At 70.2% G+C, this 12,957-nt stretch carries 9 protein-coding genes; 8 read left to right on the top strand and 1 reads right to left on the bottom strand.

The genetic code is table 11. The features are described 5' to 3' along the window. Positions 1 to 61 precede the first annotated feature (61 nt). From lpxC to OXI49_14870, 8 genes are read left to right on the top strand one after another with little or no spacing between them, the layout of a single operon-like run. The gene (gene lpxC / locus OXI49_14905; GenBank protein MDE2691801.1) at positions 62 to 1,060 is read left to right on the top strand and encodes a UDP-3-O-acyl-N-acetylglucosamine deacetylase; all 999 of its coding nucleotides are present in this window, start codon (positions 62 to 64) and stop codon (positions 1,058 to 1,060) included. Between the two features lie 55 nt (positions 1,061 to 1,115). Continuing rightward, positions 1,116 to 1,730: a DUF4390 domain-containing protein gene (locus OXI49_14900; GenBank protein MDE2691800.1), complete on the top strand. Its 615-nt coding sequence runs from the start codon at positions 1,116 to 1,118 to the stop codon at positions 1,728 to 1,730. After that, on the top strand, positions 1,727 to 2,395 hold the full coding sequence (locus tag OXI49_14895) for a hypothetical protein (protein ID MDE2691799.1): 669 nt from the start codon (positions 1,727 to 1,729) through the stop codon (positions 2,393 to 2,395). Before OXI49_14900 ends, OXI49_14895 begins: the two co-directional genes overlap by 4 nt. After that, on the top strand, positions 2,392 to 4,665 hold the full coding sequence (locus tag OXI49_14890) for an ATP-binding protein (GenBank protein MDE2691798.1): 2,274 nt from the start codon (positions 2,392 to 2,394) through the stop codon (positions 4,663 to 4,665). Before OXI49_14895 ends, OXI49_14890 begins: the two co-directional genes overlap by 4 nt. Positions 4,666 to 4,689: 24 nt before the next feature. After that, positions 4,690 to 6,057, top strand: coding sequence for a sigma-54 dependent transcriptional regulator (locus tag OXI49_14885; protein ID MDE2691797.1), 1,368 nt, complete (start codon positions 4,690 to 4,692; stop codon positions 6,055 to 6,057). Next, the gene (gene selB, locus OXI49_14880; protein MDE2691796.1) at positions 6,054 to 7,994 is read left to right on the top strand and encodes a selenocysteine-specific translation elongation factor; all 1,941 of its coding nucleotides are present in this window, start codon (positions 6,054 to 6,056) and stop codon (positions 7,992 to 7,994) included. Before OXI49_14885 ends, selB begins: the two co-directional genes overlap by 4 nt. A gap of 1 nt (position 7,995) precedes the next feature. Further along, positions 7,996 to 9,111 (top strand): alanine dehydrogenase, encoded by a 1,116-nt coding sequence (gene ald, locus OXI49_14875; GenBank protein ID MDE2691795.1) that lies wholly within the window; start codon positions 7,996 to 7,998, stop codon positions 9,109 to 9,111. Positions 9,112 to 9,165: 54 nt separating this feature from the next. Continuing rightward, positions 9,166 to 10,179 carry a TIGR03842 family LLM class F420-dependent oxidoreductase gene (locus OXI49_14870; GenBank protein MDE2691794.1) on the top strand — a complete coding sequence of 338 codons (1,014 nt, stop codon included), beginning with the start codon at positions 9,166 to 9,168 and terminating at the stop codon, positions 10,177 to 10,179. Positions 10,180 to 10,271: 92 nt separating this feature from the next. On the opposite strand, the gene polA is transcribed toward OXI49_14870, so the two are convergent. Beyond that, a complete protein-coding gene (gene polA / locus OXI49_14865; GenBank protein MDE2691793.1) occupies positions 10,272 to 12,953 on the bottom strand; it encodes a DNA polymerase I in 2,682 nt (893 codons plus the stop codon). Positions 12,954 to 12,957: the final 4 nt, after the last annotated feature.

Genomic DNA, 12,957 nt, shown 5'->3' with positions numbered 1-12,957 from the left:
ACTTGCAAGAGACACAAGGCAATCGCCGGGCTGGCACGATCCGTGCTGAAACACCTGCCCGATGGCAAAGCGCGCCAACGGATCGGACCGGAGTCCCCGGGCACGGTCCAACGACACGCGTGACCGCCTGTTCCGCCAGCAGACGATCCGGCGTCCGACGGCGATCTCCGGCGTGGGCATTCACACCGGCCGGGAGACGAATCTGCGCATCCTGCCGGCGCCGCCCGATGCGGGCATCCGTTTCCGCCGCGCGGATGCCGGCAACGTGGAGGTTCCCGCCGACCTCACGAGCGTCAGTTCCCTCGAACTCGCCACCACGCTCGGTCGCGACGACGTGACCGTCTCGACCGTCGAGCATCTCCTCGCCGCCGTCTACATCCTCGGCATCGACAACCTGGTCGTCGAGATGGACGGCCCCGAGGTGCCGATCCTCGACGGCTCGGCGATGCCCTACCTGCTGCTGCTGCAGGCGGCGGGCGTAAGGCCCCAGAACGCGGACCGGCAGATCCTCGCGATCACTTCGGTGATCGAGATCGACCGCGGCGACAAGTGGCTGCGCGCATCGCCCTACCCCGGCCTGCGCCTGGACTACACGATTGACTTCGAGGGCTGCGCCGTGGGGCGCCAGCGACTGCAGATCGACGTCGACACCCGCAGCTTTGAGCGCGGCCTGGCGCCGGCGAGGACCTTCTGCCGGCAGATGGACGTCGAGCAGATGCAGCGGGCCGGACTGGGTCTGGGCGGGTCGGTCGACAACTGCATCGTCTTCGACGAACACGGCGCGGTGAACACGGATCTCCGTTTCACGGACGAGCCGGTGCGCCACAAGGCGCTCGACGCCGTCGGCGACTTCACCCTGCTCGGAGCGCCGATCTGGGGCCACTTCGAGGTTCTGCGGGGCGGGCATCAACTCCACTACGAGTTGCTCAGGGAACTGGTCGCCAACTCGCGGTGCTGGACCTGGCTCCGCGGCGACGAACTGCCGCCGGAAGCGGGTCGCCCCCTCGAGAGAGATCAGCCCGGGACCTGGCACCCCGGCCTCGCCGGTCCGCCTCCGTAGCCGCCCCGATCCTCCCGCGGAGCGCAGGTACGCCGCGGGCTGGTAGGGTCACGCCATGAGAGTCCCGCGGGCGGGACGGCTGATCTGCGCGCTCAGCCTGTCGAGCGTTCTGGGCGGCGACGCACTCGCGGCACAGCCTCCGCGAGAGGCCTCCGGCCGGTCCACCAAAGCCGCCATCGCCGGACTCTCCGCCGTGCGCGAGGGTCCGGTGCTGCTGGTCAGCTTCCGCCTTGACCGCGCCCTCGACGAACGCACCTGGGAAAAGATCGAGAGCGGACTGCCGACCGGCTTCATCTACGACATCCAGGTCCGGCGCATCCGGCGGCGCTGGTTCGACAAGGCCGTCGGCGCCACGCGGCTGCAGGTCGTGGCGATGTACAACGCCCTCACCCGGGAGTACCTCGTCAACTTCAAGCGCGACGGCGAGCTCTACGCCAGCCGCGCGGTGACCTCGCCGGAGGACCTGGAGCGAGCGCTGACGACCTTCGAGGGATTGCCGTCGGTCGAGCTGGCCGACGAACCGCCGGGGCGGCTGGTCTTGCGGGTACGCGCCGAAGTGCGAACCCGAACCCGGCTCGGCCTGATTCCGGACCGGGTCCACACCGCCTGGGCCCAGACGACGCCCTTCCGGTCCGCCCAGCGCCGGATCGGCAGCGGGGAGGCCGAGTGATCCAGCGCCTGACCGCGGCCCGTCCGCCCCTGCGGGAACTCATCAAGACCAACCGCTTCCTGGTCTGGCTCCTGGCGCTCTCCCTCGCCGTGCCGACGGCGGGCTACTACGCGCTCCAGCGCGGCCGCGAGATCGACCCCACGGTGCTGAACAACAGCATCCTGCTGTTCGCGCTGCGCAATCTGAACGTGGTGCTGATCCTGGTCGTCGTCTTCGTACTCGTCCGCAACCTGACCAAGCTGTGGATCGAGCGCCGGCGCCAGCGTCTGGGCGCCAAGTTCCGCACCAAGCTGATCCTCACCTACATCGGCCTGTCGCTGATCCCCGGACTCGTCCTGTTCGCCTACGCCACGGAACTGCTCCAGGGCTCGATCGACCGCATGTTCCGAACCGACATCGACGACCTGCTGGAGCCGGCGAACCAGGTTTCCCAGGCCCTGACCTCGACCCGGCAGGACGAGCTGCTGCGCGATGCCGAGCGTTTTCTCGCCGACACCGAAGGCCTGGACCTGGACAGCCCGCGCGGCCGCGGCAGGCTGCTGGGGGCGCTCGGCGAGGCCCTATCGGAGACCGACCTCGACTACCTGGCGGTCCACACCGCCTGGGCCCAGACGACGCCCTTCCGGTCCGCCCAGCGCCGGATCGGCAGCGGGGAGGCCGAGTGATCCAGCGCCTGACCGCGGCCCGTCCGCCCCTGCGGGAACTCATCAAGACCAACCGCTTCCTGGTCTGGCTCCTGGCGCTCTCCCTCGCCGTGCCGACGGCGGGCTACTACGCGCTCCAGCGCGGCCGCGAGATCGACCCCACGGTGCTGAACAACAGCATCCTGCTGTTCGCGCTGCGCAATCTGAACGTGGTGCTGATCCTGGTCGTCGTCTTCGTACTCGTCCGCAACCTGACCAAGCTGTGGATCGAGCGCCGGCGCCAGCGTCTGGGCGCCAAGTTCCGCACCAAGCTGATCCTCACCTACATCGGCCTGTCGCTGATCCCCGGACTCGTCCTGTTCGCCTACGCCACGGAACTGCTCCAGGGCTCGATCGACCGCATGTTCCGAACCGACATCGACGACCTGCTGGAGCCGGCGAACCAGGTTTCCCAGGCCCTGACCTCGACCCGGCAGGACGAGCTGCTGCGCGATGCCGAGCGTTTTCTCGCCGACACCGAAGGCCTGGACCTGGACAGCCCGCGCGGCCGCGGCAGGCTGCTGGGGGCGCTCGGCGAGGCCCTATCGGAGACCGACCTCGACTACCTGGCGGTCTATCGGGACACCACCTTCCTGCACGCCACGGTCAATCCCCAGGCTCTTTCCGAACGGCCCGAGCCGACCCGCGGCATGCTGCTCGAAGCGGTCCGCACCGGCGCCGCCCGGGCCATCGGGGAAGTGGCCGGCAGCGAGGAGCGCCTGATCCTGGCCGCAGCGGCGCGGGAAGGCGGCGCCGAGTCCACGGTGGCCGTTGCCGGCAGGCTGCTCGATGCCGAGCTCGCCGGCAGCACGGAGACCCTGATCGCCGCCTACCAGTCCCGGCGGCAACTCCACGCGCAACGCGATGAGATCCGGGCGGCCTACTGGCTCCTGTTCCTGACCGTGACCCTGTGCATCCTGCTCGTCTCGTGCTGGGTCGGCCTCTACCTAGCGAACCGCGTCACCGGTCCGATCGAGGCGCTGGCGGACGGCACCCGGCGCATCGCCGGCGGCGATCTGGAACATCGGGTCGAGGCGGCCGCCGACGACGAGGTCCAGATCCTGGTCGACTCCTTCAACCGGATGACCGACGCGCTGCAGGAATCGAACCGGGACCTGGTGGCGACGAACCGCCGCCTGGACGCCGAGCGCGCCCGCATCGAAGCGGTGCTCGAGAGCGGGCCGGCCGGCGTGCTTTCGCTCGATCGCGACGGCCGCATCCTGACCTGCAACCGCGCAGCGGTGGAGATGCTGGGCCTTCCGTCGCACGTCTCGCTCGCCGGCGCGCCGCCCGAGGCCCTGAGCGAACTGCTCCCGGACAAGGGCGTCGAGGCCGTGTTCGCCGACCTGCCGGACTCGACGGTCAGTCGGGCGACCGGCCCGCGCCGCTCGGGGGCCGCCTCAGCCCGCCGCGAAGTCAGCCTCGGCGGGAGGGACGACTGGAAGACCCTCGAGGTCAAGACCAGCCCCCTGCGCGCCCCGGACGGCAGCGGCGGCTTCGAGCTGCTCGGCCACGTCCTCGTGATCGAGGATCTGACCGCGCTGCTGGACGCCCAGAAGGCCGCCACCTGGACGGAAGCCGCGCGCCGGATCGCCCACGAGATCAAGAACCCGCTGACTCCGATCAAGCTGGCCGCGGAGCGACTGCTGCGCAAGGCGCAGAACAAGGACGCGGGCCTCGGCGTCGCGGTCGAGGAGGGAGCGCAGATCGTCGTCCGCGAGGTCGGCAACATGCAGAACCTCGTGGACCAGTTCGCGCGCTACGCTCGCATGCGGCGCCCCCAGCCCCGCGATGTCGACATAGCGAAGCTGATCAGCGAAACGGTAGACCTGTACCGCGAGTTGAAACCCGGAGTCGAGGTCGAGGCGCGCATCGAGGCCGGCGAAGAGGGTCTCCATGCCAAGCTCGACGCTGACCAGATGCGCTCCGCCCTGGTCAACCTGCTGGACAACGCCATCGCCGCCACCAACCCGCCCGGTCAGGTGACGGTCCGGGCCGGCCGCAGCAACGGGACCTTCGACCTCTCCGTCAGGGACACCGGCAGCGGCGTGCCGAAGGGGGCCCGAGAGAAGCTCTTCCTGCCGTACTTTTCGACCAAGGGACGGGGTTCAGGGCTGGGCCTCGCCATCGTCCAGCGCATCGTCAGCGATCACAACGGCTCGATCCGGGTCGAGGACAACGAGCCTCACGGCACGACCTTCACCATTGAACTGCCTCAGTCCGAGTTGCCCCAGTCCGAGTTGCCGCGGTAGAAACGCGCTCACCGGCATCCAACGATGAGCAAGGCGCGCATTCTGATCGTCGACGACGAGGCCGGCATCCGCCAGACCCTGCGGGACATTCTCGAGGACGAAGGCCACTCGGTGACGGCGGCGGCGGACGCGGTGAGCGGCCAGGCGCTGATGGCGAGCGACGAGTTCGATCTCGTCCTGCTCGACATCTGGCTGCCCGACCGTGACGGTCTGGAGATCCTGGAGGAGCTCAGGGAGGGCGACTTCCAGACGCCGGTCGTCGTCATCTCCGGCCACGGGAACATCGATACGGCGGTCAAGGCGATGCGCGTCGGCGCCCACGACTTCCTGGAGAAGCCGCTTGCGCTCAATCGGGTCGTCGTGTCGGTCGAGAACGCCCTGGAGCGGAACCGTCTCGAACGCCAGGTACGGGAACTGTCGAACCGGCTCGACACCGAGCGGCAGCTCATCGGCGACTCACCGTCGATGCGGCAGTTGAAGGACGAGTTGAAGCTCGCGGCTCGCGCCGAGAGCCGGATCCTGATCACCGGCGAGAACGGCACGGGCAAGGAGCTCGTCGCGCGGCGCGTCCACAGCCTCTCCCAGCGCAGGAGCCGCGCCTTCGTCGAAGTGAACTGTGCCGCGATCCCGGAGGAACTGATCGAGAGCGAGCTCTTCGGGCACATCAAGGGCGCCTTCACCGGAGCATCGGAGAACCGCCGCGGACGGTTCGAACAGGCCGACGGAGGCACCCTGTTTCTGGACGAGATCGCCGACATGTCGCTGAACACGCAGGCCAAGGTGCTGCGCGTGCTCGAGGAGCAACGCTTCGAGCGGGTGGGAGGCTCCGAGCCGATCGAGGTCGACGTGCGGGTGCTGGCGGCGACGAACAAGGACCTGGAAGAGGGTGAACTCCCCGCCGGCCGGTTCCGCGAGGACCTCTACTTCCGGCTTGCCGTCATTCCGCTCCACGTACCGGCCCTTCGCGAGCGGCGCGAGGACATTCCGGCTCTGATCGACCACTTCCTGGAACGCTTCGCCGCCGAGGCCGGTCGCCGTCCGAAGACGGTCGACCCCCAGGCGCTCGAACGGCTGGTCGCCTACTCGTGGCCCGGGAACGTGCGAGAACTCCGCAACCTGAGCGAACGCCTGATGATCATGGCGCCCGGCGACGTGGTCGTGGAAGCGGACCTGCCGCCGCGGGTACGCGGCGCGGACGCGATCGCCCAGGTGGGCAACGACTACGCCTCGCTCAAGGAGGCCCGCGAGACCTTCGAGCGGCTGTACATCGAGCGCCGGCTCGGTGCCGCCGGCGGCAACGTCTCCCAGGCCGCCAGGGACCTCGGAATCGACCGCCGCCACCTGTACCGCAAGCTCCAGGCCTACGGCATCGACCCCGAACGCGGTTCGTGAACGGGGTGGTCGCCAACCGGTTCGTCGTCGGCACCGCCGGCCACGTGGACCACGGAAAGACGCGGCTGGTCCAGGCCCTGACCGGGGTCGACTGCGACCGCTGGGAAGAGGAGAAGCAGCGCGGCATAACGATCGACCTCGGCTTCGCCTCGATGGTCGAGGACGGCTGGCAGATCGGCTTCGTCGACGTGCCCGGCCACGAGCGCTTCGTTCACAACGCCCTCGCAGGGCTCGGCGGCATTCAGATGATGGTGCTGGTCGTGGCGGCCGACGAGGGGGTCATGCCGCAGACCCTGGAGCACCTCGCGATCTGCTCGCTGCTCCGGATCCCCGCCGGTCTGGCGGTGCTCTCGAAAACGGACCTCGTGTCGCCCGACCTCGTGGAGCTCGCCGAGCTGGAGCTAGAGGAGGCCCTGGCCGGAACCCCCTTCGCCGGCGCGCCGATTGTGCCGGTCTCGGCCCAGAGCGGCGAAGGCCTCGAACAGCTCCGTGCCGCCCTGGTGGAGCTTGCCCGGTCGGCGGCCCCGATCGACCGCTACCGTTCCATGCCAGCCCGCCTGCCGATCGATCGGGCCTTTCACCTGCGGGGACTCGGCGTGCTGGTCACCGGCACCCTCGCCCGGGGCATCGTGAGCATCGGCGACGAGCTGGACATCCTGCCGGCCGCCGGCCGTGCCAGAGTGCGCAGCATCGAGGTCCACGGCGACCGCCGCCAGCAGGCTGAAGCGGGCGAGCGCACGTCGCTCCAGCTCGTCGGCGTCGACCTCGAGCAGGTCGCGCGCGGCCACGAGCTGACCGCGCCCGGCGTCTACCGCGCCACGACTTCCCTGCTCGTGCGCTGCCGGCTGCTCGCCTCGGCGCCCGAACCGCTCGACGGCAGCAGCCCGGTGCGGCTCCACGTGAACGCCGCGCAGCGGATCGGCAAGCTGCGGCCGCTCGAGGCCGACCGGCTCATGCCCGGCCAGGAAGCCGTGGCCGAGATCCGGCTCGACGAGCCCCTGGTGGCGGTTCGCGGCGACCGCTTCGTCATCCGCAGGCCCTCGCCCCAGACGACGCTCGGCGGCGGCGACGTGCTCGACCCGGCCTGGAGGCGTCCTCGAGGAAAGGCTCTCGGACCGACGATCGACGCGCTCGGCTCCGGCGACCGGCAGGCCGCCGCCGTGCAGTGGGCCGCCGCCAGCCGCGAGGCCGGTCTTGCGACGACCGAACTTGCCCTGCGTCTGGGCGTCGTCCCCGCCGACGCCCGGGAGGTGCTGAACGGCGCCGCGCAGGCAGGCCTGCTGCTCGAGGCGGGTGCCGGCGGCCGCTTCGTCACCGCGACCACGGTCCGTCGCGTGACCCGGCGTGCCCGGCGTCTGGTCGAGGCCCACTTCGCCGCCGACCGCCTGTCACGCGGCATGCCGAAGGCCGAACTGGTCCGCCGGCTGCTGGGCGCGCGCGCCGCCGACCTCGCCCCGGCCTACCTGGACTGGTCGAGCCGGGGCGGCAAGGACGACGCGATCGTCACGGACGGAGAACTCGTGACTCTCCCGGGCCGCGCCAGCGAACTGACCGGCGCCGAATCGAAACTGGCCCGGGACATCGTCGAAGGCTTCGAGGAACAGGGACTGACCCCCGGCTCGCCCGAGGAGCTCTGCCGCACCCTGGGGGCCAAGCCCCAGGTCTTCGACGGCGTCCTCCGCTACCTGGTCGAGCGCGGCAAGCTGGTCCGCCTTCCGAACGGCCTCGTGCTGGCCGCGAGTTCCCTGGAGCGCTTCCAGGCCGACCTGTTGGCCACCGGCTGGGACATCTTCACCGTCGCCGAGTTCAAGGACCGCTTCGGCCTCACCCGCAAGTGGGCCATCCCGTTGCTGGAGCACCTGGACCGCCAGAGGTTGACGCGCCGGGAGGGGGACCGGCGGCGGGTGCTGCGGCCGCGGCATAGGATGGAGGCCTGACATGCGGGTCGGCGTTCCCACCGAGATCAAGACGGACGAGCACCGGGTCGCGATCACGCCCGCCGGCGTCGCCGCGTTCACAGCCCGCGGCCATGAGGTGGCGATCGAGTCCGGCGCCGGCGTCGGCAGCGCGATCCCGGACGACGCGTACCGTTCGGCCGGCGCCGCGATCGTGGACGGCGCGGACGCGGTGTGGGCGCAGGCCGATCTCGTCCTCAAGGTCAAGGAGCCTCTCGAAGCCGAGTTCGAGCGCATGCGGCCGGGGCAGGTCCTCTTCACCTACCTCCACCTGGCGGCGTCGGAGCAGCTCACGGCGAGCCTGCTGGAGCGGCGGGTCGTCGGTATCGGCTACGAAACGGTGCAGCTCGCCGACGGGACCCTGCCGCTGCTGGTGCCCATGTCGGAAGTCGCCGGGCGGCTCTCGATTCAGGCCGGCGCCGCGTGCCTGGAGCGGCGGGCCGGCGGCAAGGGCATCCTGCTGCCCGGCGTCTCCGGAGTGCGGCGCGGCCTGATCACGATCATCGGCGCCGGCGTCGTCGGGATGAACGCCTGCGTCGTCGGCGTCGGCCTCGGCGCGGAAGTCACGATTCTCGACATCAACCCGCTGCGCCTCGGCTACGTACGGGACGTGGTCCAGGGCCACGTCACGACGCTGATGTCGAATGCGGCCAACATCGAGGGCGCGGTGGCTTCGGCCGACCTCGTCGTCTGCTCCGTGCTGATCCCCGGCGCCCGGGCGCCGCGCCTCGTCACCCGCGCCCACCTGGCACAGATGGAGCCGGGATCCGCGCTCGTCGACGTCGCCGTCGACCAGGGCGGCTGCGCCGAAACCAGCCGCCCCACGACCCACCGCGACCCCCGGTACGTCGAGGAGGGCGTGGTCCACTACTGCGTCTCGAACATGCCGGGCGCCGTGCCGCACACATCGACCTACGCCCTGACCAACGCGACGATGACCTACGCGCTGGAGATCGCCGACCGCGGCTGGCGCGACGCCGCGAGACGCGACCCGGCCCTCGCCTCCGGCGTCAATGTCGTCGACGGGCACGTGACCCATGAGGCGGTGGCCGACGCGCACGGGTTCGAGTACGTGCCCTTGGCCGAAGCGGCCGGCTGACGGGCGAGCCGGGACCGCTGGTACGCTCCCTCGGTGGGCGCACACGGCGGTTCGATGTCCTTCGGCGTGGTCCTTCAGCCGGACCCGCCGATCTCGCGCGTCGTTGAACTCGCGGTCATGGCCGAGCGCCACGGCTTCGACCAGAGCTGGCTCTTCGACTCGCACGTCCTGTGGCCCGAGCCGTTCGTCATCTTCTCCCGGATCCTGGCGAGCACGGAACGGATGGGCGTGGGGCCCATGGTCACGAATCCCGGCACGCGGGATGTGACCGTGCTGGCGTCCCTGTTCGCGACCCTGGACTCCATGTACCCGGGGCGCACGCTCTGCGCCATGGGCCGGGGCGACTCGGCGCTGCGCTACATCGGCCGCCGGCCGGAGTCGCTGGCGGCCTCGGTGAACGCGATGAACGTCATCAGGGCGCTGTTCGCCGGTCGTGAGGCGGACCTGGGCGGTACATCCGTGTCGATTCCCTGGCGCGAGGGGGCGGACGCCGAGTTACCGGTGTGGTTCGCGGCTTACGGCCCGAAAGCACTGGACACGGTGGGCCGCCACGCCGACGGCTTCGTGCTCCAACTGGCGGACCCGAAGATCCTGGAGTGGACCCTGCAGGCGATGCGCGACGCGGCCGAGGACGAGGGCCGCGACCCGGACGCGATCACGGTCTGCGTGGTCGCGCCGGCCTACGTCGGCGACGACATCGAGCACCAGCGGGACCAGTTGCGCTGGTTCGGCGGCATGGTCGGCAACCACATTCACGACCTCGTCGTGCGCTACGGCGAGGACGATTCGAAGGTGCCCCACGTGCTCGCCGAGTACATCCGCCAGCGCCAGGGCTACGACTACTCCCACCACGGCCGCAGCGGAAACCCGGACACCGAGTTCGTGCCTGACGGCATCGTCGACCGCTTGTGCGTGCTGGGCACGGCGGAGGACCACATCGCGAAGCTGCGGGAACTGAAGGCCCTGGGCGTCGACCACTTCGCCGTGTACCTGATGCACGACGACAAGGAGGGGACGCTGGCAGCGTATGGCGACCGGGTGATTCCGGCCTTGCGCAATGCAGAGTAGACGCGTTTCATAGCCGCCTTCGGCGGCAGCCGGCGAGGGCGCCGGCGCACCCAGTGTGGAGCATCCTGCGAAGGCGTGGGGCGCTCTGCCTCCTAGGCCTTGGCTTCGTACCAGTCGGGGCCGGAGTCCATGTCGACGACGAGGGGCACGCTCAGGTCGGCGACGCCTTCCATCTCTTCGCGTACGAGGGCCGTGAGCGCGTCCATGTCCGTGGAGGGCGCTTCGAGCACCAGCTCGTCGTGGACGGTCAGGAGCAGCCGGGCCTCCTCGAGCTCGGTCCGCAGGCGGCGGTCGACGGCGATCATCGCCAGCTTCAGCAGGTCGGCGGCGGTGCCCTGGATGCGGGCGTTGACGGCCATCCGGCGGGCGTTCTCGCGCACCGCCCGGTTGCGGCTCCTGATGTCGGGGATGTAGCGGACGCGGCCGTAGAGGGTCTCGACCTGGAGCGTCTCCTCGGCACTGGCCAGGGTCTGCTCGGTGTAGGCGCGCACCCCGGGGAAGCGCTCGAAGTAGGCGTCGATGAAGGCCTGCGCCTCGCCGCGGGCGATACCCAGCGCGCGCGCCAAACCGAAGGCGCTCATGCCGTAGATGATCCCGAAGTTGATCGTCTTCGAGGCGCGGCGCTGCTCGTCGGTGACCAGGGCGGGCGCCACGCCGAACACCGTGGCGGCGGTCGAGCGGTGGATGTCGCCGCCGTGGCGGAAGATGTCGATCAACGCCTCGTCGCCCGAGATGTGCGCGAGCACGCGCAGCTCGATCTGGCTGTAGTCCGCGACCAGGAGCCGGTAACCGTCGCGGGCGCGGAAGGCGCGGCGCACCCGGCGGCCGATGTCGGTGCGGATCGGGATGTTCTGCAGGTTCGGGTCGTGCGAGGACAGCCGGCCGGTGGCCGCCACCGCCTGGTGGTAGCGCGTGTGCAGGCGGCCGTCGGCGGCGACGAGGCTCGGCAGCGCGTCGACGTAGGTCGACTTGAGTTTGGTCAGTTCCCGGTAGTGCAGGACCTTCGCCGGCAGCCGGTGGCCCTGCTGCGCCAGGTGCTCCAGGACATCGGCGCCGGTCTTGTACTTCTTCGTCTTGCGGGTGCGGCCGGGCGAAGGCAGGCCAAGGTTGTCGAACAGGACGACGCCGAGCTGTTGTGGCGACAGAATGTTGAAGCGTTCTCCGGCCTCGTCGAAGATCTCTTCCGCCAGATCACCCGCGTCGAGTTCGAGGCGCCTCGACATGTCGGCCAGCACGCCCGAGTCGAGCTCGATGCCCTCCTCCTCCATCGCCGCGAGGACCGGCAGCAGGGGCGCCTCGATCCGCTCGTAGACCTCGCGGGCGCCCCGTGACTCCCGCCACTGCTCGGCGAGCGCCTCGAGGATCAGCGCGGGCAGCACCGCCTGCTCGGCGGCGTAGAGGCCGAGCCCGGCGTCATCGCCCAGCGTCGCAGCCGGACCGCCGGGTTCGCCGAGGCCCGCGTCGGCCGGCGTCGTCGCCTTGTAGAAGAGGCGGTCAAGCGCGACGGTCGCAAGACCGAAGCTGCGCACGGCCGAGTGGACCAGGTAGGCCATCAACATCGTGTCCGCCAGACGAGCGGCGACCGCCGGCCGGCCCTCGTGATGCGGGCACAGCCGGACAACCTCCTTCAGGTCGTGGCCGATCAGCTCGAGGTCCGGGTCCGCCAGCCAGGCACGCACCTGCGCCGCCGCGGCCTCCCGCACACCGGCCGTGTCGAAACCGGCGAAGCGGGCGCGGCCGACTTCGGCGACCTCGCCATCGGCGACCTCCTCCACCGGCGCGAAGGAGAACCCGGCCGGTTCGCCGCCGCGCCGGAACACCACGCCGACGGCAATGCGGGGTCCCATCTCCAGGACCGCGGCCTCGAACGCCTCGACGGAGTCCAGGACGATGGCGGGCTCGATCTCCGGACCGCCGCTCTCGCTCTCGAGCTCCTTGAGCAGGCTCCAGAACTCGAACTCGCGGCACAGGTCGGCCAGCGCCTCATAGTCCGGGGCTTCCATCTCCAGGGCCTCGGGCTCGAACGGAACATCGAGGTCCGTGTGGATCGTCACCAGCTCCCGGGACAGCAGGGCCTGATCGGCGTGCTCCCGCAGCCCCTCGCGGTAGGCCTTGCGCTTGAGTCCGGCCGCGGCTTCCAGCAGCGTCTGGAGGTTGCCGTGCTCCCTGATCAGGGTCTGCGCGCCCTTCTGGCCGATCCCGGGGACGCCCGGCACGTTGTCCACCTTGTCCCCGACCAGGGCGAGCACGTCGACGACCTGCTCCGGCGGCACCCCGAAGTCCTGCTCGACCAGGGCCGGGTCGTAGGTCTTCTCGCGACCGGTATGGAGCAGCGACACGCGGTCGCTCACGAGCTGGAACAGGTCCTTGTCCGCGCTGACGATCGTGACCTCGTAGCCCGCGTCCTGCGCCTTGCGTCCCAGCGTGCCGATGACGTCGTCCGCCTCGTAGCGCTCGAGCTCGAGGATCGGGATGCGGAAGGCTTCGATCGCCCGGCGGATCGCCGGCATCTGCGCCTTCAGATCCTCCGGCATGGGGGCCCGGTTCGCCTTGTACTCGGCGTACGCCTCCGTCCGTACCGTCGCGCGCCCCACGTCCAGCGCGATCCCGAGCAGCGGAGGTTCCTCCTCGCGCAGCAGCTTGCGCAGCATGTTGATGAAGCCGTAGATCGCGTTGGTCGGCTCGCCCGCCGAGGTCGACAAACCCCGGATCGCGTAGAAGGCCCGGAAGATCGTGGAGTAGCCGTCAATCAGGTAGAGACGCTTCGCGGTCACGGCG

This window comes from Acidobacteriota bacterium (genome assembly GCA_028875725.1).
Classification (GTDB): Bacteria; Acidobacteriota; Thermoanaerobaculia; order Multivoradales; family Multivoraceae; genus Multivorans.
The sequence above is the reverse complement of the archived record's forward strand: the minus strand, read 5'-3'. Positions and strand labels throughout refer to the sequence as shown.